The following is a 20,858-nucleotide window of genomic DNA, read 5'->3' on the forward strand; positions in this document are numbered from 1 at the left end:
CGATAAGCATTCCATGACCTTTACCCGTATTGCCGCGGCAGCCGCCGTTTTCGCGTCGCTGACACTGTCCGCGAACGTCGCCCAGGCCCAGCAGGCCGCTCCGCTCAAGAACGACGTCGTCGCCAAGGTCGACGCCATGTACCCATGGCTCGACGCGGTCTACAAGGACCTGCATGCCCATCCCGAGATCGCCTTCCAGGAAGTGCGCACCGCCGGCAAGCTGGCGGCCGAGATGCGCAAGCTTGGCTTCACCGTCACCGAGAAGGTCGGCAAGACCGGCATCGTCGCGGTGCTCAAGAACGGCGCCGGCCCGACGGTCCTGGTGCGCACCGACATGGACGGCCTGCCGATGGAAGAGCGCACCGGCCTGCCGTACGCCAGCCGCGCCCGCGCCACCAGCGAAGGCCGCGACACCTTCGTGATGCATAGCTGCGGCCACGACATTCACATGACCAGCTGGCTCGCAACCGCCCGCACCCTGGTCGAACTGAAATCGCAGTGGAAGGGTACGCTAGTCTTCATCGGCCAGCCGGCCGAGGAAATCGTCGCCGGCGCCAAGGCGATGCTCGACGACGGCCTGTTCAAGCGTTTCCCGAAACCGGACTACGCCTTCGCCCTGCATTCGTGGCCGCTGGCCCATGGCACCGTGGGTTTCAACGACGGCCCGGTATCGTCCAACTCGGACTGGCTCGAGATCACCTTCAAAGGCCGTGGCGGCCATGGCTCGGCGCCTGATAAAACCATCGACCCGGTGGCGATCGCGGCGCGGTTCGTGGTCGACGTCCAGACCGTGGTGAGCCGCGAGAAGGATCCGAAGGAGTTCGGCGTGGTGACGGTCGGTTCGATCCAGGGCGGCACGGTCGGCAACATCATCCCGGACAGCGTGCAGGTGCGCGGCACCATCCGCTCGTACAGCCCGCTAGTCCGCGCCAAGCTGCTCGAAGGCGTGCGCCGTGTGGCCGAGGGTTCGGCGGCGATGGCCGGCGCGCCGAAGCCGGACATGCTGATCGGCGGCGGCGGCCAGGCCATCGTCAACAGCACCGAACTGGTGAACAAGACCGAGGTGGTGTTCAAGGAAGCCTTCGGCGCCGACAAGGCCAAGCGCATGCCGGCCATGACCGCCAGCGAAGACTTCTCGCTGTACGCCAACGAGGGCGTGCCGTCGATGTTCTTCTTCACCGGCGTCTACGATCCGAAGGTGGTGGCCGAAGCGGAGCGCGAGGGCGGCAAGCCGATCGCCTTCAACCACTCGCCGTTCTACGCGCCGGTGCCGGAACCGTCGATCAAGACCGGCGCCCAGGCGATGACCCTGGCCGTGCTGAACGTGCTCGGCAAATAAACAGCCAAGCCATATGAAAACGGCCGGTCGCTTGCGCGCCGGCCGTTTTTATTTCTGGTTCAGGACGTGAGGCAGTCGGCGCAGCGGCCGTACAGGGTCAGTTCGTGACTTTCGACGCTGAAGCCTTTCGGCGCCATGTGCTCGATGTCGCCGGGGCAGGCGTGCACGTCGAACACGCGCTGGCAGGCGGTGCACTGGAAGTGATGATGGTGGTGTTCGGCGGCGCTGGTCGACTCGTAGCGCGCGCCTTCGCCGGGCAGGGTGACGACCTTGAGCGCGCCGTCGTCCACCAGCGACTTCAGGTTGCGGTACACGGTCGCCATGCCCAGCTGGCTGACCTCGCGGCTGGCTTCGTCCAGGATCTCTTGTGGCGACAGCGGGCGCTGCGCATGCTCGATCGCATGCAGGATGGCGGTTTTTTGACGTGTATTGCGTTGCATAGGGCGAAGGATACCTCAAAGCGCACACTGGAATCAAAAAGCGCCAAAAAGCGGTTGAATGCTTAATGATAATGGCTTATCATTTCCATGTTAATGATAACGGATTATCGTTATCTGCTTTACACGCATCCTGCCGTCCAATCATTTCGAGGAACCACCATGTCTCACTTTTCCTGCAAGCGCACACCGCTGACCCTGGCGCTGATGCTGGCCTTCGGCGCGCCCCTGGCGGTCCAAGCCCAGACGACGAGCCGTGCGGCTTCGGATCCGGACAGCGTGCCGACCGTGGTCGTGTCGGCCAGCGCCCTGGGCGTGGTCCACGACGACATGATCACCCCGGTGACCTCGCTCGGCGGCAGTGAACTGGTGCGCGCCCGCGAATCGACCCTGGGCGAAACCCTGGCCCACCAGCCCGGCATCACCTCGAGCCACTTCGGCGCCGGCGCCAGCCGTCCGGTGATCCGCGGCATGGACGGTCCGCGCGTGAAGATCCTGTCCGACGGCGCCGAGATCCAGGACGCCTCGACCATCAGCCCCGACCACGCCGTCGCTTTCGAGCCGGTCCTGGCCGAGCGCATCGAAGTGCTGCGCGGCCCGTCGGCCCTGGCCTATGGCGGCGGCGCGGTGGGCGGCGTAGTGAACATCCTCGACCGCAAGATCCCGACCGCGATGCCCGAGAAGGGCCTGGAAGGCAGCGCCGAAGTACGCGCCAACTCGGCGGCGCGCGAAAAGACCGGCGCCTTCGAATTCACCACCGCCGCCGGCAGCAACCTGGCCCTGCACCTGGAAGGCGTCAAGCGCGATGCCGACGAATACCGCGTCGGCAAGGACTGGAGCGAAGGCCGCCACGTGAACGGCAGCTACAAGGAGTCCGAGACCGGCACCGTCGGCCTGTCGTGGATCGGCAAGAACGGTTATATCGGCGCCGCCTTCACCAAGGAGCGCACCGAATACGGCATTCCGGGCCACGGCCACGAGTTCGAGAGCTGCCACCCGCATGGCTCGCACCTGCACTGCGGCGGCCATGGCCACGAAGAAGAAGGCCATGACCATGACGAGCACGGCGAGGAAGGCCACGATCACGACCATGACCATGAGCACGGCGAAGTGCCGGTGGTGAAGCTCGACAGCGAACGCTGGGACATCCGCGGCGAATACCGCAATCCGGTGGCCGGCATCGAGCGCGTGCGCCTGCGCGCCTCGTTCACCGATTACGTCCACGACGAGCTGGAAGACAACGTCGTTTCGACCTCGTTCCGCAACAAGGGCCACGACGCCCGCCTGGAAGCGGTGCACGCGCCGCTGGCCGGCTGGCGCGGCGTGTTCGGCCTGCAGACCACGCGCCGCGACTTCTCGGCGATCGGCGAGGAAGCCTATGTGCCGCCGACGCTCACCAAGAAGCACGCCGCCTTCGTGACCGAGGAATACAAGCTCGATAACTGGCGCTTCGAGGCTGGCCTCCGCCACGAATGGCAGGACATCGAGGTCGATGCCCCGGGCCTGCGCGACACCGATGCGCGCGGCACCTCGGCCTCGGTCGGCGCGGTATGGAAGCTGGCGCCGCAGTATTCGCTGCGCGCCTCGCTTTCGCGCAGCCACCGCCTGCCGACCGCCGAAGAATTGTATGCCGACGGCGTGCACCTGGCCACCGCCACCTATGAAGTCGGCAACCAAGACCTGGACAAGGAAACCTCGAACAACGTCGACCTGACCCTGCGCAAGTTCGAAGGCGACACCACCTTCTCGGTCAGCGCCTTCCACAACCGCGTCGACAACTACATCTACGCGCACACGCTGGACAACCACGAAGGCTTCCAGCTGGTGGAATACGCCCAGCGCGACGCCACCTTCACCGGCCTGGAAGGGGAAATTCGCCAGAAGCTGACTCCGGCGATCAGCGCGACCGTGTTCGGCGACTACGTGCGCGCCCGTTTCGACGAGGGCGAGGGCAGCCGCAACCTGCCGCGCATCCCGGCCTCGCGCCTCGGCGTCAAGCTGGACGGCGACTGGAACCAATGGCATGGCATGGTCGAGTTCTACCGCGTGGGCAAGCAGGACAAGCTGGCCGACTACGAGACCGAGACCGCTGGCTACAATATGCTCAACGTCGGCGCCCATTACTCGACCCGCATTGGCGGCGTGCCGACCCAGTTCTATGCGCGCCTGAACAACCTGACCGACGAACTGGCGTTTAGCCACACTTCGTTCATCAAGAATGCGGCGCCGCTGACCGGGCGTAATCTGACGGCGGGTATTCGCGTCATCTTCTGACGCATCGCGTCAAGACGTATCGGCCGGCGCAGGGCGAAGTTCGCCCTGCGCCGGTTTTTTTCCGCGCGCAATTGCCGCGCTGCGTTGAATGCTTAACGATAATCGGTTATCATTAGATTCTGCTTATGGTGCACCATTGTCACCACGGCGCATTCGACGACCAAGGATTCCCATGACTGACTTCACCGGCAAGCGCACGCCGCTCGCACTGGCTTGCTTGCTGACGCTTGGGGCGCCGTTGACGGCCCATGCGCAATCGACCGCAGCGCCCGCGACCGCTGCGCCCGCAACCGTCGTTGTGTCCGCCAGCGGGCTCGGCGTGTCCAGCGACGACATGGTCACGCCGGTGACGTCGATCGGTGGCAATGAGCTGGTACGTACCCGTCAGTCGACCCTGGGCGAAACCTTGTCGAGCATGCCGGGCATTACGTCGAGCCACTTCGGCGCCGGCGCCAGTCGTCCGATCATCCGCGGCATGGATGGCCCGCGCGTGAAGATCCTGTCCGACGGTTCCGAGATCCAGGATGCGTCCACCATCAGCCCCGACCACGCTGTTGCATTTGAACCTGTCCTGGCCGAGCGGATCGAAGTGCTGCGCGGCCCGTCGGCGCTGGCCTACGGCGGCGGCGCCGTCGGCGGCGTGGTGAACATCATCGACCGCAAGGTGCCGACCGCGATGCCCGAGAACGGCCTGGAAGGCAGCGCGGAAGTGCGCGCCAATTCGGCGGCGCGCGAAAAGACCGGCGCTTTCGAACTCACCACGGCCGCGGGCAGCAACGTCGCCCTGCACGTGGAAGGCGTCAAGCGCGATGCCGACGACTACCGCGTCGGCAAGGACTGGGAAGGCGGCCGCCGCGTCCCGGGCAGCTACAAGGAAACCGAGACCGGCACCGTCGGCCTGTCCTGGGTCGGCCAGAATGGCTACCTGGGCGCCGCCTTCACCAAGGAGCGCGGCAAGTACGGCCTGCCGGGCCACGGCTTCGAGAACGAGGCGGGCGAGATCGAGGCGCCGGTGGTGGACCTCGATAGCGAACGCTGGGACGTGCGCGGCGAATACCGCAATCCGGTGGCCGGCATCGAACGCGTGCGCCTGCGCGCCTCGTTCACCGACTACATCCACGACGAGGTCGAGGGCAGCGCGGTCGCCACCACCTTCAAGAACAAGGGCCACGATGGCCGCCTGGAATTCGTGCATGCGCCGATTGCGGGCTGGCATGGCGTGTTCGGCCTGCAGACCACGCGCCGCGATTTCTCGGCCATCGGCGCCGAGGCCTATGTGCCGCCGACCTTGACGAAGAAGCATGCGGCCTTCCTGACCGAGGAATACAAGCTGGGCAATGTGCGCTTCGAGGCCGCCGTGCGCCATGAATGGCAGGACGTTGACGTCGAGGTGGACAAGCCCGACAGCCACACGCGCGGCACCTCGCTGTCGGTGGGCGCAGTCTGGAAGTTCGCGCCGGAATACTCGCTGGGCACCTCGCTGTCGCACACGCACCGCCTGCCGACCGCCGAGGAATTGTTCGCGGACGGCCCGCACCTGGCGACCAATACCTATGAGATCGGCAACCCGAACCTGGTCAAGGAAACGTCGAACAATCTCGACCTGACCCTGCGCAAGTTCGCCGGCCGCACCACCTTTTCGCTCAGCGCCTTCCACAACCGCATCGGCGACTACATCTATTCGCAGACGCGCGGCGAGTTCCAGGGCCTGCAGCTGATCAACTACGCCCAGCGCGACGCCACCTTCACCGGCCTGGAAGGCGAAGTCGCGCATAACCTGTCGTCGGTGTGGAAGACGACCCTGTTCGGCGACTACGTCCGCGCCCGCTTCGACGAAGGCCCGGGTAGCCGCGACATCCCGCGCACCCCGGCGCACCGCATCGGCGTCAAGCTCGAAGGCGACTGGGGCGCCTGGAACGGCCTGGCCGAACTGGTCCGCGTGGGCAAGCAGGACAAGATCGCCGAGTTCGAAACCGAGACGCCCGGCTACACCACGCTGAATCTCAGCACGCACTATTCGACCCGCATCGGCACGCTGCCGGCGCAACTGTACCTGCGCCTGAACAATGTGACCGATCGCCTGGCCTACAGCCACACCTCGTTCATCAAGGACTATGCACCGCTCACCGGCCGGAACCTGACGGCCGGCCTGCGCGTACTGTTCTAAACGGACTCAATCCACCGGCGTCGCGGACACTGCTCGCGCCGCCGGTTTTAAAGAAAGGAACAGGGTTCATGAAATCCCTGATCAAATACGGCGATGTCGCCGGCATGGCGGCATCGATCCTGTGCCTGCTGCACTGCATGGCGATGCCGCTCGTGATCCTGGCGTTTCCGATGCTCGGGCTGGCTCACGTGCACGACACCTTCCACGACACGCTGATCGCGGCGATCACCTTGCCGGTCTTGCTGGCGCTGGTGCCCGGCTACCTGAAGCACCGCGACAAGACCACCTTGCTGGTCGGCTGCGCTGGCCTGGCGATCTTTTTGGGCGCCGTCTTCGTCGTCAGCCCGCTGTTCGGCGAAACCGCCGAAGCAGTATTGGCCGTCATCAGCGGCTTCATGCTGCTGTATGCGCACCTGCGCAACCGCCGTCACTGCAAGCGTTGCGGCGCTCGTGCGCAGGACGCCGCCGGCCATCCGGCGCCGGCATCCTGCCATCCTCACTAAATTAAGCTACAAGCCTGCGCGCTGCGGCCCCGCCAGCGTGCGCAGCTGGAAGCGGTAACGCTCGCCAAACAGGAAGGTCTCGGAAAACGTCATCAGGTCGGCATGTGCCGGCCCCAGTCCATCGGGTGGCGGCAGCGGACCGCTGCGGCGCAGCGAGGCCAGCGCGACCTCGGAGGCGCCCTGGTCGCGCGAGCGCTGCACCTGGACGTCGGCGAGCTGGCCCGCGCGGTCGACCGTGATGTTCAGCACCACCACCGCCGGCAGCATGGGCGGCAATTCTCCCTCGAACACTCTTTCTGGATTGCGCTGCATGACGTGGCGCGCGACGTCGGCCTTATAAGCGTCGAGCGTGCGTGTCGGGGGCGGGGCGGGGATCGGTGTCAGCGGAATGGTCACCGCCTGGGCCTGTGGCGCAGGCGTCGGCGGCTCGGTCGACGTGCCGCATGCGGCCAGGGCCGCGAGCACGACCAGTGAGAAAAAGACGAAGATGCTGCGATGAGAGTTCTTCATGGCGGATGCAGGACTGTCGCAGGTCGCGCCGGTATTGGCGTACCAGTTCGACCCATCCGTGCATCCGGAGTTCCTCTACCGTTCCTTCACTTCAGGCGAACAGGCGCTGCAGTTCGCGGCCAGGATTTTCCGCGCGCATGAAGGCTTCGCCGACCAGGAAGGCGTGGACGTCGGCCTCGCGCATGCGCTGCACGTCGCCGGTGCCGAGGATGCCCGATTCGGTCACCACCAGGCGATCCTTCGGGATGCGCGGCAGCAGGCCGAGCGTGGTGTCGAGGGTGACGTCGAAGGTGCGCAGGTTGCGGTTGTTGATGCCCAGCAGCGGCGTCCTGAGCTTGAGCGCGGCATCGAGTTCATCGCCGTCGTGCACTTCGACCAGCACGTCCATGCCGAGGTCCATGGCGCAGGCTTCCAGTTCCGCCATCAGGCCGTGGTCGAGCGCCGCCACGATCAACAGGATCGCATCGGCGCCCATCGCACGCGCTTCATACACTTGATACGGGTCGACCATGAAATCCTTGCGCAGCACCGGCAGGGCGCAGGCGGCGCGCGCCTGCTGCAGGTAATCCACCGAACCCTGGAAGAACTGGACATCGGTCAGCACCGACAGGCAGGCCGCGCCGTGTTCTGCATAGCTTTGCGCGATCGCGGCCGGCTGGAAGTCGGGACGCAGCACGCCTTTCGACGGCGAGGCTTTCTTGACTTCGGCGATCACGCCGGCCTGGCCAGCAGCGATCTTCGCGCGCAGGCCGGCTTCGAAGCCGCGCAGGGCGGCGCGCGCTTCACGGTCGCTTTCGACCTCGTTGCGCAGGCTGTACAGGTCGCGATGCTTGCGCGCCGCGGCCACTTCGTCGGCCTTGACGGCCAGGATCTTGTTGAGGATGTCGGACATCGATGCTCTCGCAATACGTTTAATTGACGGCGCCGAGCTGGCGCGTGACCTGGACGAACTGCTCCAGCTTGGCGATGGCGGCGCCGGAAGCGATGGCTTCGCGCGCCTTCTGCAAGCCGGCTTCAATCGAGCCTGTCACGCCGGCCGCATACAGCGCGGTGCCGGCATTCAGGGCCACGATGTCGTGGGCCGGACCCGGCTCGCCGCGCAGCGCTTCCAGTATGCGCGCCTTCGACTCTTCGGCATTGCTCACCTTGAGGTTGCGGCTCGAGATCATCGACAGGCCGAAGTCTTCCGGGTGGATCTCGTATTCGCGGATCTCGCCGTTGACCAGCTCACCGACCAGGGTGCCGGCGCCGAGCGAGACTTCGTCCATATTGTCGCGGCCCCACACCACCACTGCATGCTCGGCGCCGAGGCGCTGCAGCACGCGCACCTGGATGCCGACCAGGTCGGGGTGGAACACGCCCATCAGGATATTGGGTGCGCCGGCCGGATTGGTCAGCGGCCCGAGGATGTTGAAGATGCTGCGCACGCCCAGCTCGCGCCGCACCGGCGCCACGTGCTTCATCGCCGCGTGGTGGTTGGGAGCGAACATGAAGCCGATGCCGGTCTGGGCGATCGATTGGGCGATCTGCTCGGGCTTCAGGTCGATGTGGGCGCCGAAGGCTTCGATCACGTCGGCGCTGCCGGACGAGGACGAGACGCTGCGGCCGCCATGCTTGGCCACGCGCGCGCCGGCGGCGGCGGCCACGAACATCGAGGCGCTCGAGATATTGAAGGTGTTGGCGCCGTCGCCGCCGGTGCCGACGATGTCGAGCAGGTGAGTGGTGTCGGCCATCGGCACCTTGGTCGAGAACTCGCGCATCACCTGGGCGGCGGCGGTGATCTCGCCGATGGTTTCCTTCTTGACCCGCAGGCCCATGGTCAGGGCCGCGACCATGGTCGGCGACATCTCGCCCGCCATGATCTGGCGGAACAGATGCAGCATCTCGTCGTGGAAGATCTCGCGGTGTTCGATACAGCGCAGCAGCGCTTCTTGTGGGGTGATCGGCATGGCGGTTCCAGTAGGGTTTCAGTATTCGCTAGCGCTTGAGCCGTCGTTCCCGCGGAGGCGGGAACCTAAGTTCGTTGCGTACCCGGTATTCAATAATTACGGGGTTGCGGAGAGGACTTGGATTCCCGCCTTCGCGGGAATGACGTGCTGGAGACGCGGGTGTTCTGTGACGTGGTCGGCGTGCGTGCAGCGACTTCAAGCGCGCGCTTAGCGCGTCAGGAAATTCTTGAACAGGGCGTGACCGTGCTCGGACAGGATCGATTCGGGGTGGAATTGCACGCCCTCGATGTCGTAGTCCTTGTGGCGCACACCCATGATCTCGCCGTCGTCGGTCCACGCCGTCACTTCGAGGCAGGACGGCAGCGAGGAACGTTCAATCGCCAGCGAGTGGTAGCGGATCACGGTGAAAGGGCTGGGCAGGTCGGTGAACACGCCTTCGCCGATGTGGGCGATGCTCGAGGTCTTGCCGTGCATGACCTGCTTGGCGCGGATCACATTGCCGCCAAACGCTTCGCCGATCGCCTGGTGACCCAGGCACACGCCCAGGATCGGCAGCTTGCCCTTGAATTCGCGCAGGATGTCGAGCGAGATGCCGGCATCTTTCGGCGCCTTCGGGCCCGGCGAGATGCAGATGCGGTCGGGCTTCATCGCGGCGATCTGCTCGAGCGTGATCTCGTCGTTGCGCACGGTGCGCACGTCTTCACCCAGTTCGCCGAAGTACTGCACGATGTTGTAGGTGAACGAGTCGTAGTTGTCGATCATTAGCAGCATGTCAGAACTCCCCATCCAGGCCATCTTGCACTTGCTCGGCCGCGCGCAGCACGGCGCGCGCTTTCTTTTCAGTCTCTTGCCATTCCATCTCGGGGATCGAGTCGGCCACGATGCCGGCCGCGGCCTGCACGTACAGGTTGCCGTCCTTGATCACGCCGGTGCGGATCGCGATGGCGACGTCCATCTCGCCGCCGAAGCTCAGGTAGCCGCAGGCGCCGCCATAGATGCCGCGCTTCACGGGCTCGAGCTCGTCGATCACTTCCATCGCCCGCACTTTCGGCGCGCCGGTGAGCGTGCCGGCCGGGAAGGTCGCGCGCAGCACGTCGAGGTTCGACATGCCGTCTTTCAGCTTGCCTTCGACGTTGGAGACGATGTGCTGCACGTGCGAGTATTTTTCGATGACCATGCGGTCCGTCACCTTGACGCTGCCGATGTCGGCGATGCGGCCGATGTCGTTGCGCGCCAGGTCGATCAGCATCACGTGCTCGGCGACTTCCTTCGGATCGTTCAGCAGTTCTTCGGCCAGCGCCGCATCCTGCTCGGGCGTCGCGCCGCGGCCGCGGGTGCCGGCGATCGGGCGCAGGGTGACCTTGCGGCCGCCTTCGGGCGACAGCTCGTTGCGCACCAGGATCTCGGGCGAGGCGCCGACGATCTGCATGTCGCCGAAGTTGTAGTAGTACATATACGGCGACGGGTTCAGCGAGCGCAGCGAGCGGTACAGCGACAGCGGCGAATCGACGTAGGGTTTGCGGATGCGCTGGCCGATCTGCACCTGCATCAGGTCGCCCGCCATCACGTATTCATGGGCTTTCGCGACGGCCTTGAGGTAATCCTCCTTGCTGAAGTCGCGCACGGCTTCGGTACGCACCGAGCTCGAGGTGACCGGTGCGTCGACGCTCCGGCGCAGCATCATGCGCAAGTCTTTCAGGCGCTGGCGGCCGCGCGAATAGCTTTCTGGCTGGCCCGGGTCGGCGTACACGATCAGGTACAGCTTGCCGGACAGGTTGTCGATCACCGCCAGTTCTTCGGTCACCATCAGCTGGATGTCCGGCAGGCCCAGTTCGTCGCGCGGGGCGGTGTCGGCCAGCTTGCGTTCGATGTGGCGCACCGTGTCGTAGCCGAAGTAGCCGGCCAGGCCGCCGCAGAAGCGCGGCAGGCCGGGACGCAGGGCCACCTTGAAGCGCGCCTGGAATTGCTCGATGAAGTCGAGCGGATTGCCTTCGTGCGTCTCGATCACTTCGTCGTTGCGGACGATTTCGGTGAGGTTGCCGGTGGTGCGCAGCAGCGTGTGGGCCGGCAGGCCGATGAAGGAGTAGCGGCCGAAGCGCTCGCCGCCGACCACCGACTCCAGCAGGAAGGTGTTCTTGCCGGTGTGCTGGGACTGGGCCAGCTTGAGGTAGAGCGTGAGCGGGGTTTCGAGGTCGGCGAAGGCTTCCGCGATCAGTGGAATGCGGTTGTAGCCCTGGTTGGCCAGCGACTTGAATTCGAGTTCGGTCATGTTTTCTCCGTGCCGCCCGGGGTTGGTGGGGCGGTGGTGTACTTCAAAAAACCTGCCGGGGGAAGTGTGCAAACGAACGCACCCGGCAGCAATCGATACGGCTTAGTTAGCCCAGGATTGCCAGCGTCGCCAAAGCCAGGCCTCAAGGGCGCCGGTCTGGTTGACAGTGTGTTTTTTGGTGAAAAACATGTATAGATGACTTAGTTTGCGGTGCGATTGTGTGCAGCGATCAGGGTCGCCGCTTCGAGTAGCGAATCAACTATACCATCGGATTGAATTTCTTGTACAGGGCGTCCGTGGTTATAACCATATGGGACGGTCAACACGAAGCAGCCTGCGCCACGGGCGCTTTCGGCATCGTTGGACGAGTCGCCGATCGCCACCACGCAGCTCGGCGGCAGGTCGAGCGCGGCGCAGGCGCCAAGCATCGGCATCGGGTCCGGTTTCTTCTTCGCGAACGAATCGCCGCCGAACACCTGCTCGAAATAGGGCGCCAGGCCTTTCTGGTCGAGCAGCGGCAGGGTAAAGGCAACAGGCTTGTTGGTCACGCACACCAGGCGCAGGCCGAGGTCTTGCATGGCCTGCAGGCCTTCGAGCACACCGTCGAATAGCGTGCTGCGGTCGCCGTTGATGGCGAGGTAGTGACGCTGGTAGCCGGCGATCGCTTCATCGTACGCCGCATCGACTCGTGTGGCGTCCCAGTCGAGCAGGAGCGCGTCGCGCACCAGCTTTTCGGAGCCCTTGCCGACCAGCGGCTTGATGACCGCCTGGGTGATGGGGCCCAAGCCCAGGTCGGCGCGCATGCCGTTCAGGGCCGCTTCGAAGTCGGGCACCGTGTCGAGCATGGTGCCGTCGAGGTCGACGATGGCGGCCCGGATGCCTGCTGCGCCGGCCCGCATTATTTGCCCACCGTCGCCAACTCGGCGCGCATGGCGTCGATCACCGCCTTGTAGTCCGGCTTGCCGAAGATGGCCGAGCCGGCGACGAAGGTGTCGGCGCCGGCGGCAGCGGCGGCGGCGATGTTCTCGGCCTTGATGCCGCCATCGACTTCCAGCATGATGTCGCGGCCTGATTCATCGATCATGCGGCGCGCGATCGCGATCTTCTTCAGTGCTTCGGGGATGAAGGACTGGCCGCCGAAGCCCGGATTGACCGACATGATCAGGATCATGTCGATCTTGTCCATCACGTGTTCCAGGTAGTGCATCGGCGTGCCCGGGTTGAACACCAGGCCGGCCTTGCAGCCGTGGTCGCGGATCAGTTGCAGGGTGCGGTCGATGTGTTCCGAGGCTTCCGGGTGGAAGGTGATGATGTTGGCGCCGGCCTTGGCGAAATCGGGGATGATGCGGTCCACCGGCTTGACCATCAGGTGCACGTCGATCGGCACGTCCACATGCGGGCGGATCGCCTGGCACACCAGCGGGCCGATGGTCAGGTTCGGGACGTAGTGGTTGTCCATCACGTCGAAGTGGATGATGTCGGCGCCGGCTGCGACGACGTTGCGCACTTCCTCGCCCAGGCGGGCGAAATCGGCGGACAGGATGCTGGGAGCGATGCGGTAGGTGGTCATGGGACGATGGGGCGGGATTGAACAAGAAGCCGCTATTCTACGCCGGTCGGGGCCCGGGTTGGCGTCTTGCGGCCCGTTCTTCCCGCTTGCAGCGCCGGGATCGGGCCGCAGGCGGTATCATTATTGTTGTTTGCGCCACACGGCGCGCCGGCCGCCGCGTAGAGAGCAGCGGCCTTGTTAATGATCATCCAAGGAAACCCGATGCCCGCCTACGATTTCACTGTTACCGTCAGAACGCAATACCTGCCGGAGCAGTCCGACCCTGACCGGAGCCAGTTCGTGTTCAGCTACGCCATCACGATCAAAAACACCGGCAGCATCGCGGCCCAGCTCATCTCACGCCATTGGGTGATCCTTGACGCCAACAACCAGATGCAAGAAGTCCGCGGGCTGGGCGTGGTCGGCCACCAGCCGCTGCTGCAGCCGGGCGAACAGTTCGAGTACACCAGCGGCACCCAGCTCGGCACCGCCCAGGGTTCGATGCGCGGCGAATACTTCTGCGTGGCCGAGGACGGCCATCGCTTCGAGACCCCGATCCCCGAATTCGTGCTGTCGCCGCCACGTTCGCTGCACTGATCAGGGCCGCTTGTCGCTGCTGTCGTCGTCCTTGCGGTCGACGTCCTTGCGGCCGGCGAACATGGTCCACCAGACGATAAATACGAGCAGGAACAGCGCCACGCCGGCTTCCACCATCAGGATCCACATATTCGTCTCCATGCCTTTTATGTATACGACACGCCGCAGTGTACCTTCCCTGATCGCCTTCGTCTGCCTGTTGAGCGCCTGCTCGACCACGCCGCAGCCGGAACAGCCGCCCATCACGATGCCGCCGCCGGTGGGGCCGGTGGTGGTGCCGCCGACGCCGCCCGCCGACCAGCCGGCGCCTGCACCAGAACCTCCGCCCGCACCGACGCCGCCCCTGACGCCGGTGAGTTTCGAGGCGCTGCCCGGCTGGCAGCAGGACGACGTGCGCCAGGCCTGGCCGGCCTTCCAGCAGTCGTGCAGCGTGCTGGCCACGCGCGCGGCCGAGTGGAAGACGCCCTGCGCGGCGGCGCGCTCGGTCAACGCCGGCGATGTGGCGGGGGTGCGCCGCTTCTTCGAGACGTATTTCGTGCCCAACCAGGTGCGCAATCCTGACGGCAGCGACACCGGCATGGTCACCGGCTATTACGAGGCGATGCTGTACGGCTCGCGCAAGCGCGGCGGCGCTTACCAGACCCCGCTGTACCGGGTGCCGGACGACCTGGTCACGGTCGACCTGGGCGGCATTTATCCAGACCTGCAGAACCGGCGCCTGCGCGGGCGGCTGTCGGGCAAGTCGCTGGTGCCTTATTACAGCCGCGCCGAGATCGACCGCGCGCCACTGAAGGGCAGGGAACTGCTGTGGGTGAACGATCCGGTGGAGGCATTCTTCCTCGAGGTGCAGGGCTCGGGCCGCGTGCAGCTCGATGGCGGCGACACAGTGCGGGTCGGCTATGCCGACCAGAATGGCCATCCATATAAGGCGATCGGACGCTGGTTCGTGGAGCAGGGCATATTGAGCCCCGACCAGGTGTCGGCGCAGTCGATCCGCGCCTGGCTGGCGGCCAATCCGGCGCGCCGCCAGGAAGTGCTGAACGTGAACGCCAGTTATATCTTCTTCACCGAGCAGAAAGTCACCGATCCGAACGCCGGCCCGCGCGGCGCGCTGAACGTGCCGCTCACGCCGGGCCGCTCGATCGCGATCGATCGCACCATCCTGCCGCTGGGCGCGCCGGTCTGGCTGTCGACCACCATGCCCAAGGATGGGGCGCCGCTGCAGCGCCTGGTGATGGGGCAGGATGTGGGCGGCGCGATCCGCGGCGCGGTACGGGCCGACTTTTTCTTCGGCTTCGGGCCGGATGCGACCGAGAACGCGGGCCTGATGAAGCAGCAGGGCTCGTTGTGGGTGCTGCTGCCCAAGGCCGCGGCGCCGGACACGGCCCGCTAGGCCTGCGTCCGGCAGATCATTTGCAGCGTATCTACCTTGACTCAACAACCCGCTCGACTTGACGTACGCGTAAAGCGCTAGAATCGCAGAGTCGTGATTAACCAAATAAGGGTGTGATATGGAATATGCTGACCTGTTGATCGAGAACCATGGCAAGGTTGTCGTGGTACGCCTGAACCGTCCAAAGGCGATGAATGCGCTGAACGACAATATGATGAACGAGTTGGGCGACGCCCTGCGCAAGTTCGACAAGGATCCAGCGATCAATGTGATCGTGCTGACGGGCAGCGAGAAGGCGTTCGCGGCGGGCGCCGATATCGCCGCGATGGCCAATTACGATTACCAGGAAACCTACGGCAATAACTACATCGGCCGTAACTGGGAACACATCCTCGACATCCGCAAGCCGGTCATCGGCGTGGTCTCGGGTTATTGCCTGGGCGGCGGTTGCGAGCTGGCGATGATGTGCGATTTCCTGATCGCCGCCGACAGCGCCAAATTCGGCCAGCCAGAGATCAAGGTCGGCGTCACCCCTGGCGCGGGCGGCACCCAGCGCCTGCCGCGCGCGATTTCCAAGTCGAAGGCGATGGACATGCTGCTCACCACGCGCATGATCGACGCCGCCGAGGCCGAGCGCACCGGCCTGGTGTCGCGCGTGTACCCGGCGGCCGAGGTGATGGAAGAGTCGATCAAGATCGCCCAAGGCATCGCCGAGATGCCGGTGTCGGTGGCGATGCAGATCAAGGATTGCGTCAATCAGGCGTATGAGACGACCCTGAGCCAGGGCGTGGCCTACGAGCGCCGCTATTTCCACGCCGGTTTCGGCACGCCTGCCCAGAAAGAAGGCATGTCGGCCTTCCTCGAAAAGCGCAAGCCGGACTTCGAAGGGCTGTAATCGATGGGCGCGCGCGGCAAAGTATTGCTGCTGGTGGTGCCGGCGGCGCTGCTGGCGCTGTCCCTGACGTTGACGAGTTGCTCGTCGCTGCCGCCGCTGGAGGGCAGGGTGGCAAGTACGGCTTTCGTCGAGACTGACGATACCCGTCTCGGCAAGGCCTTGCTGCCGCTCACGATGGCACACCCCGGCCTGGTGGGCATTCATGCCCTGGCGGATGGGCGTGACGCCTTTGCCGCGCGTGCCGTCCTGGCGCAGGCTGCCGATCGCAGCCTGGATGTCCAGTACTATATATGGCGTAACGACACCACCGGCATGCTGATGTTCGACGCGCTCACGAAAGCAGCCGAGCGCGGAGTGCGCGTGCGCCTTCTGCTCGATGACAACAACACCGCCGGGCTCGATGGCGCGCTGGCCGCGCTCGACGCCCATCCCTTGATCGAGGTCCGGCTGTTCAACCCGAATGCTATCCGTTCGATGAGGATGGTCGGCATGGCCGCCGATTTCATGCGTCTCAACCGCCGCATGCACAATAAATCGTTCACCGCCGATAACCAGGTCACAATCGTGGGCGGACGCAATGTGGGTGACGAGTATTTCGGCGCAGCGGGCGAAATCTCGTTCGCCGATCTCGATGTCATCGCGGCCGGGCCGGTGGTGCGGGCGGTTTCGGATGATTTCGACCTGTACTGGAACAGCCCATCCGCCTACCCGCTGGTGCTGCTGGCGCCGGATGCCATCGCCGAGCCGGCCTTCAAACCCGATGCCGAGGCGCAGGCCTATCTGGATGCGATCAAGCGTTCTGCATTCCTGGAGCAGTTGGTGGGAGGGAGCCTGCCGCTGGAGTGGGCGCGCACGAAGTTCGTCAGCGACGATCCCGCCAAGGTGGTGGGCAAGGCGGCGCGCGAAGCGAATATCGCCGTCAAGCTCAAGGAACTGCTGGGTGAGCCGACGCGTGACCTCGAGCTGGTGTCGCCCTATTTCGTGCCGGGCAAGGAGGGCGTGGATGCCTTCGTCGACCTGGCCGGAAAAGGTGTGCAGACCAGAATATTGACCAATTCCCTCGAAGCGACCGACGTCGCGGCGGTGCACGCCGGTTATGCCAAGTGGCGCAAGCCCCTGCTCGAGGCAGGGGTGACCTTATATGAACTGCGTCGTGAGGCAACCGACGAGCCGTCGCGCGAAAAGCGCGGCAGCGGCAGCGGAATCGGCAGTTCGGATGCGAGCCTGCATGCCAAGACCTTCGGGGTAGATGGCAACCGGGTCTTCGTCGGCTCCTTCAATTTCGACCAGCGGTCGATTCACCTGAATACCGAAATGGGCGTTGTAATCGATAGCCCGGCGCTGGCCGCGCGCCTGACCGAAACGCTGGACAGGACATTGCCGACGCGCGCCTATGAGGTACGACTCGATGAGCGGGGCGCGGTGATCTGGATCGAGCGGCGCGGCGATCAGGTGATCCGCCATGAGACGGAGCCTGGCACGAGCTGGTTCAAACGGGCTGCGGTAAAGGCTTTGTCGTGGCTCCCGATCGACTGGCTGTTGTAGGCGCCACACTTTCTTTCTCCCCCTCTTGCGGACTCGGCAGTTGATTTGCTATAGTTCGCGTCCGCTTCGGCACTGACCGAAAAACGCAAGCCAAATCAAACGGTTAGCGTGATGAGGTCAGCAGTGAAAACTGCGACGAAGCGAAATGAAGGGGTTGACGAAAAACGAAAAACACTTCATACTCTCTTTCCTCTGCTGCTGACGAACACAACGATTCGAAGCAAGCAGCAGATGATGCAGTACCGTATAAAGTTCTTTAAAAATTAACAGTCGATAAGTGTGGGCGTTTGATGAAGGTGCCAAGAACTTCGGTTCTTGATTACTTAAATTATCAAATGTTCACAAAAAAGAAATACGTTGTCTCAGCAATGAGATAACGGTCAGTATTTTGAGTGAGCGACCCCGTTAGCAATAACGGGTGACTCGAAAGAGTCAACAAACAGAGATTGAACTGAAGAGTTTGATCCTGGCTCAGATTGAACGCTGGCGGCATGCTTTACACATGCAAGTCGAACGGTAACAGGGAGCTTGCTCCGCTGACGAGTGGCGAACGGGTGAGTAATATATCGGAACGTACCCAAGAGTGGGGGATAACGTAGCGAAAGTTACGCTAATACCGCATACGATCTAAGGATGAAAGCAGGGGATCTTCGGACCTTGTGCTCCTGGAGCGGCCGATATCTGATTAGCTAGTTGGTGAGGTAAAGGCTCACCAAGGCGACGATCAGTAGCTGGTCTGAGAGGACGACCAGCCACACTGGAACTGAGACACGGTCCAGACTCCTACGGGAGGCAGCAGTGGGGAATTTTGGACAATGGGCGCAAGCCTGATCCAGCAATGCCGCGTGAGTGAAGAAGGCCTTCGGGTTGTAAAGCTCTTTTGTCAGGGAAGAAACGGGAGTGGCTAATATCCATTCCTAATGACGGTACCTGAAGAATAAGCACCGGCTAACTACGTGCCAGCAGCCGCGGTAATACGTAGGGTGCAAGCGTTAATCGGAATTACTGGGCGTAAAGCGTGCGCAGGCGGTTTTGTAAGTCTGTCGTGAAATCCCCGGGCTCAACCTGGGAATTGCGATGGAGACTGCAAGGCTAGAATCTGGCAGAGGGGGGTAGAATTCCACGTGTAGCAGTGAAATGCGTAGAGATGTGGAGGAACACCGATGGCGAAGGCAGCCCCCTGGGTCAAGATTGACGCTCATGCACGAAAGCGTGGGGAGCAAACAGGATTAGATACCCTGGTAGTCCACGCCCTAAACGATGTCTACTAGTTGTCGGGTTTTAATTAACTTGGTAACGCAGCTAACGCGTGAAGTAGACCGCCTGGGGAGTACGGTCGCAAGATTAAAACTCAAAGGAATTGACGGGGACCCGCACAAGCGGTGGATGATGTGGATTAATTCGATGCAACGCGAAAAACCTTACCTACCCTTGACATGTACGGAAGCCACGAGAGATCGAGGTGTGCTCGAAAGAGAGCCGTAACACAGGTGCTGCATGGCTGTCGTCAGCTCGTGTCGTGAGATGTTGGGTTAAGTCCCGCAACGAGCGCAACCCTTGTCATTAGTTGCTACATTTAGTTGAGCACTCTAATGAGACTGCCGGTGACAAACCGGAGGAAGGTGGGGATGACGTCAAGTCCTCATGGCCCTTATGGGTAGGGCTTCACACGTCATACAATGGTACATACAGAGGGCCGCCAACCCGCGAGGGGGAGCTAATCCCAGAAAGTGTATCGTAGTCCGGATCGCAGTCTGCAACTCGACTGCGTGAAGTTGGAATCGCTAGTAATCGCGGATCAGCATGTCGCGGTGAATACGTTCCCGGGTCTTGTACACACCGCCCGTCACACCATGGGAGCGGGTTTTACCAGAAGTAGGTAGCTTAACCGCAAGGAGGGCGCTTACCACGGTAGGATTCGTGACTGGGGTGAAGTCGTAACAAGGTAGCCGTATCGGAAGGTGCGGCTGGATCACCTCCTTTCTAGAGTAGCACCGGAGTCAGCCTTAAAACTGAACTCATCATCAAGCGTCCACGCTTATCGACTGTTGAATGTAAAGAACAGTTTTATCGGGGCTGTAGCTCAGCTGGTTAGAGCACCGTGTTGATAACGCGGGGGTCGTTGGTTCGAGTCCAACCAGCCCTACCAAGTTATTGGCATACCCTAATGGGGGATTAGCTCAGCTGGGAGAGCACCTGCTTTGCAAGCAGGGGGTCGTCGGTTCGATCCCGTCATCCTCCACCATTTAGTAAATGGTTAAAAGTTCAAACGTAAGTCACCAGCAGCTAGCTGGATGGATTTAGGTTTGATCTTTTCGAGATCACTGTTTTTTCGTTCTTTAACAATCTGGAAGAAGTAAAGTTTTTTAAGCGTGTAGCGCATATCGGAAACGAGATGTGATGCACACTTAGGGTAGTAGTAATTTGTATCAAGCAAACATAGTTGTACTCTTGAATTCTNGTTTTATCGGGGCTGTAGCTCAGCTGGTTAGAGCACCGTGTTGATAACGCGGGGGTCGTTGGTTCGAGTCCAACCAGCCCTACCAATCAGCATGACCTCAAATGGGGGATTAGCTCAGCTGGGAGAGCACCTGCTTTGCAAGCAGGGGGTCGTCGGTTCGATCCCGTCATCCTCCACCAAAAAAGTTCAAACGTAAGTCGTCAGTAAATAACTGGTGAGATTTAGGTTTGGTCTTTTCGAGATCACTGTTTTTTCGTTCTTTAACAATCTGGAAGAAGTAAAGTTTTTTTAAGCGTGTAGCGCATGTCGGAAACGAGATGTGATGCACACTTAGGGTAGTAGTAATTTGTATCAAGCAAACATAGTTGTACTCTTGAATTCTATGACGATCTCTTTAACTCATGAAGAGGCCAACGTTATAGGGACAAGTGAATAAGTGCACATGGTGGATGCCTTGGCGATTACAGGCGATGAAGGACGTAGTAGCTTGCGATAAGCTGCGGGGAGCTAGCAAACGAGCTTTGATCCGCAGATTTCCGAATGGGGAAACCCGGCCTTTTAGGTCATTGCATACTGAATACATAGGTATGCAAAGCGAACGCGGCGAACTGAAACATCTAAGTAGCTGCAGGAAAAGAAATCAACCGAGATTCCCAAAGTAGTGGCGAGCGAAATGGGATGAGCCTGTATGTGATAGTCGGACTGATAGTGGAAGCCTCTGGAAATAGGCGCCATAGTGGGTGATAGCCCCGTACACGAAATCAGACCGGTGGTACTAAGCATACGACAAGTAGGGCGGGACACGAGAAATCCTGTCTGAACATGGGGGGACCATCCTCCAAGGCTAAATACTCGTAATCGACCGATAGTGAACCAGTACCGTGAGGGAAAGGCGAAAAGAACCCCGGGAGGGGAGTGAAATAGATCCTGAAACCGTGTGCATACAAACAGTAGGAGCCTCCTTGTGGGG

17 protein-coding genes, 4 tRNA genes and 2 rRNA genes are annotated in these 20,858 nt (G+C 62.4%); 14 read left to right on the forward strand and 9 right to left on the reverse strand.

Annotated elements, in window-relative coordinates:
• Positions 1–13: 13 nt before the first annotated feature.
• Complete coding sequence (locus FVD38_RS24355) at positions 14–1,339, forward strand: amidohydrolase (protein WP_147937167.1); 1,326 nt, start codon at positions 14–16, stop codon at positions 1,337–1,339.
• A gap of 59 nt (positions 1,340–1,398) precedes the next feature.
• Here FVD38_RS24355 and FVD38_RS24360 read toward each other — a convergent pair whose 3' ends face one another.
• Complete coding sequence (locus FVD38_RS24360; RefSeq protein ID WP_147937168.1) at positions 1,399–1,779, reverse strand: Fur family transcriptional regulator; 381 nt, start codon at positions 1,777–1,779, stop codon at positions 1,399–1,401.
• 159 nt (positions 1,780–1,938) lie between these two features.
• On the opposite strand from FVD38_RS24360, the gene FVD38_RS24365 reads away from it, so the two are divergent.
• The 3 genes from FVD38_RS24365 to FVD38_RS24375 all read left to right on the forward strand — a co-directional run bounded on the left by FVD38_RS24365 (position 1,939) and on the right by FVD38_RS24375 (position 6,720).
• Positions 1,939–4,050 carry a TonB-dependent receptor domain-containing protein gene (locus FVD38_RS24365; RefSeq protein ID WP_147937169.1) on the forward strand — a complete coding sequence of 704 codons (2,112 nt, stop codon included), beginning with the start codon at positions 1,939–1,941 and terminating at the stop codon, positions 4,048–4,050.
• 172 nt (positions 4,051–4,222) lie between these two features.
• On the forward strand, positions 4,223–6,217 hold the full coding sequence (locus FVD38_RS24370; protein ID WP_147937170.1) for a TonB-dependent receptor: 1,995 nt from the start codon (positions 4,223–4,225) through the stop codon (positions 6,215–6,217).
• A gap of 68 nt (positions 6,218–6,285) precedes the next feature.
• Positions 6,286–6,720, forward strand: coding sequence for a MerC domain-containing protein (locus FVD38_RS24375; protein ID WP_123071560.1), 435 nt, complete (start codon positions 6,286–6,288; stop codon positions 6,718–6,720).
• Positions 6,721–6,726: 6 nt separating this feature from the next.
• On the opposite strand, the gene FVD38_RS24380 is transcribed toward FVD38_RS24375, so the two are convergent.
• The 7 genes from FVD38_RS24380 to rpe form a co-directional block, all read right to left on the reverse strand.
• Positions 6,727–7,230: a TonB C-terminal domain-containing protein gene (locus FVD38_RS24380; protein ID WP_147937171.1), complete on the reverse strand. Its 504-nt coding sequence runs from the start codon at positions 7,228–7,230 to the stop codon at positions 6,727–6,729.
• 91 nt (positions 7,231–7,321) lie between these two features.
• Complete coding sequence (trpC, locus tag FVD38_RS24385; RefSeq protein WP_147937172.1) at positions 7,322–8,122, reverse strand: indole-3-glycerol phosphate synthase TrpC; 801 nt, start codon at positions 8,120–8,122, stop codon at positions 7,322–7,324.
• A 19-nt stretch (positions 8,123–8,141) separates the two neighbouring features.
• Complete coding sequence (gene trpD / locus FVD38_RS24390) at positions 8,142–9,179, reverse strand: anthranilate phosphoribosyltransferase (RefSeq protein WP_147937173.1); 1,038 nt, start codon at positions 9,177–9,179, stop codon at positions 8,142–8,144.
• A gap of 207 nt (positions 9,180–9,386) precedes the next feature.
• Positions 9,387–9,950, reverse strand: a complete 564-nt coding sequence (locus tag FVD38_RS24395) for an anthranilate synthase component II (RefSeq protein WP_123071553.1) — start codon at positions 9,948–9,950, stop codon at positions 9,387–9,389.
• 1 nt (position 9,951) lies between these two features.
• Entirely contained in the window at positions 9,952–11,448 is a 1,497-nt protein-coding gene (gene trpE / locus FVD38_RS24400; RefSeq protein ID WP_147937174.1) for an anthranilate synthase component I, read from the reverse strand.
• Positions 11,449–11,648: 200 nt separating this feature from the next.
• Complete coding sequence (gene gph / locus FVD38_RS24405) at positions 11,649–12,347, reverse strand: phosphoglycolate phosphatase (RefSeq protein ID WP_147937175.1); 699 nt, start codon at positions 12,345–12,347, stop codon at positions 11,649–11,651.
• Entirely contained in the window at positions 12,347–13,018 is a 672-nt protein-coding gene (rpe, locus tag FVD38_RS24410; RefSeq protein WP_123071556.1) for a ribulose-phosphate 3-epimerase, read from the reverse strand. The genes gph and rpe overlap by 1 nt, the downstream gene beginning before the upstream one ends.
• Before the next feature lie 201 nt (positions 13,019–13,219).
• On the opposite strand from rpe, the gene apaG reads away from it, so the two are divergent.
• Positions 13,220–13,594: a Co2+/Mg2+ efflux facilitator ApaG/CorD gene (gene apaG, locus FVD38_RS24415; protein ID WP_109345171.1), complete on the forward strand. Its 375-nt coding sequence runs from the start codon at positions 13,220–13,222 to the stop codon at positions 13,592–13,594.
• On the opposite strand, the gene FVD38_RS27120 is transcribed toward apaG, so the two are convergent.
• Entirely contained in the window at positions 13,595–13,723 is a 129-nt protein-coding gene (locus FVD38_RS27120; RefSeq protein ID WP_267874139.1) for a hypothetical protein, read from the reverse strand.
• Positions 13,724–13,742: 19 nt separating this feature from the next.
• Here FVD38_RS27120 and mltA point away from each other — a divergent pair, with 19 nt between their 5' ends.
• From mltA to FVD38_RS24460, 9 genes are all read left to right on the forward strand, one after another.
• Positions 13,743–14,987, forward strand: coding sequence for a murein transglycosylase A (gene mltA, locus FVD38_RS24420; protein WP_147937176.1), 1,245 nt, complete (start codon positions 13,743–13,745; stop codon positions 14,985–14,987).
• Positions 14,988–15,105: 118 nt separating this feature from the next.
• The gene (locus FVD38_RS24425) at positions 15,106–15,882 is read left to right on the forward strand and encodes an enoyl-CoA hydratase (protein ID WP_147937177.1); all 777 of its coding nucleotides are present in this window, start codon (positions 15,106–15,108) and stop codon (positions 15,880–15,882) included.
• A gap of 3 nt (positions 15,883–15,885) precedes the next feature.
• Positions 15,886–17,427, forward strand: coding sequence for a phospholipase D family protein (locus tag FVD38_RS24430; RefSeq protein ID WP_147937178.1), 1,542 nt, complete (start codon positions 15,886–15,888; stop codon positions 17,425–17,427).
• Positions 17,428–17,875: 448 nt separating this feature from the next.
• Positions 17,876–19,410: ribosomal RNA gene (locus FVD38_RS24435) — 16S ribosomal RNA — on the forward strand.
• Between the two features lie 89 nt (positions 19,411–19,499).
• Positions 19,500–19,576, forward strand: a tRNA-Ile gene (locus tag FVD38_RS24440).
• Positions 19,577–19,596: 20 nt separating this feature from the next.
• Positions 19,597–19,672, forward strand: a tRNA-Ala gene (locus tag FVD38_RS24445).
• Between the two features lie 224 nt (positions 19,673–19,896).
• Positions 19,897–19,973, forward strand: a tRNA-Ile gene (locus FVD38_RS24450).
• An 18-nt stretch (positions 19,974–19,991) separates the two neighbouring features.
• Positions 19,992–20,067: transfer RNA gene (locus FVD38_RS24455), tRNA-Ala, on the forward strand.
• A gap of 243 nt (positions 20,068–20,310) precedes the next feature.
• Positions 20,311–20,858 (forward strand): 23S ribosomal RNA (locus FVD38_RS24460); the annotation flags it as partial.

Origin of the sequence: Massilia arenae (genome assembly GCF_008014745.1) — a bacterium.
Lineage (GTDB): Bacteria > Pseudomonadota > Gammaproteobacteria > Burkholderiales > Burkholderiaceae_D > Telluria > Telluria arenae.

What these genes read in the sequence shown, in the direction of transcription:
- FVD38_RS24395 (WP_123071553.1), bottom strand. Translation starts at nt 9,950, where the DNA reads ATGCTGCTAATGATCGACAACTACGACTCGTTCACCTACAACATCGTG.
- FVD38_RS24370 (WP_147937170.1), top strand. Translation starts at nt 4,223, where the DNA reads ATGACTGACTTCACCGGCAAGCGCACGCCGCTCGCACTGGCTTGCTTG.
- FVD38_RS27120 (WP_267874139.1), bottom strand. Translation starts at nt 13,723, where the DNA reads ATGTGGATCCTGATGGTGGAAGCCGGCGTGGCGCTGTTCCTGCTCGTA.
- gph (WP_147937175.1), bottom strand. Translation starts at nt 12,347, where the DNA reads ATGCGGGCCGGCGCAGCAGGCATCCGGGCCGCCATCGTCGACCTCGAC.
- FVD38_RS24365 (WP_147937169.1), top strand. Translation starts at nt 1,939, where the DNA reads ATGTCTCACTTTTCCTGCAAGCGCACACCGCTGACCCTGGCGCTGATG.
- apaG (WP_109345171.1), top strand. Translation starts at nt 13,220, where the DNA reads ATGCCCGCCTACGATTTCACTGTTACCGTCAGAACGCAATACCTGCCG.
- trpC (WP_147937172.1), bottom strand. Translation starts at nt 8,122, where the DNA reads ATGTCCGACATCCTCAACAAGATCCTGGCCGTCAAGGCCGACGAAGTG.
- FVD38_RS24375 (WP_123071560.1), top strand. Translation starts at nt 6,286, where the DNA reads ATGAAATCCCTGATCAAATACGGCGATGTCGCCGGCATGGCGGCATCG.
- mltA (WP_147937176.1), top strand. Translation starts at nt 13,743, where the DNA reads ATGTATACGACACGCCGCAGTGTACCTTCCCTGATCGCCTTCGTCTGC.
- FVD38_RS24380 (WP_147937171.1), bottom strand. Translation starts at nt 7,230, where the DNA reads ATGAAGAACTCTCATCGCAGCATCTTCGTCTTTTTCTCACTGGTCGTG.
- FVD38_RS24425 (WP_147937177.1), top strand. Translation starts at nt 15,106, where the DNA reads ATGGAATATGCTGACCTGTTGATCGAGAACCATGGCAAGGTTGTCGTG.
- FVD38_RS24355 (WP_147937167.1), top strand. Translation starts at nt 14, where the DNA reads ATGACCTTTACCCGTATTGCCGCGGCAGCCGCCGTTTTCGCGTCGCTG.
- FVD38_RS24430 (WP_147937178.1), top strand. Translation starts at nt 15,886, where the DNA reads ATGGGCGCGCGCGGCAAAGTATTGCTGCTGGTGGTGCCGGCGGCGCTG.
- FVD38_RS24360 (WP_147937168.1), bottom strand. Translation starts at nt 1,779, where the DNA reads ATGCAACGCAATACACGTCAAAAAACCGCCATCCTGCATGCGATCGAG.
- trpD (WP_147937173.1), bottom strand. Translation starts at nt 9,179, where the DNA reads ATGCCGATCACCCCACAAGAAGCGCTGCTGCGCTGTATCGAACACCGC.
- trpE (WP_147937174.1), bottom strand. Translation starts at nt 11,448, where the DNA reads ATGACCGAACTCGAATTCAAGTCGCTGGCCAACCAGGGCTACAACCGC.
- rpe (WP_123071556.1), bottom strand. Translation starts at nt 13,018, where the DNA reads ATGACCACCTACCGCATCGCTCCCAGCATCCTGTCCGCCGATTTCGCC.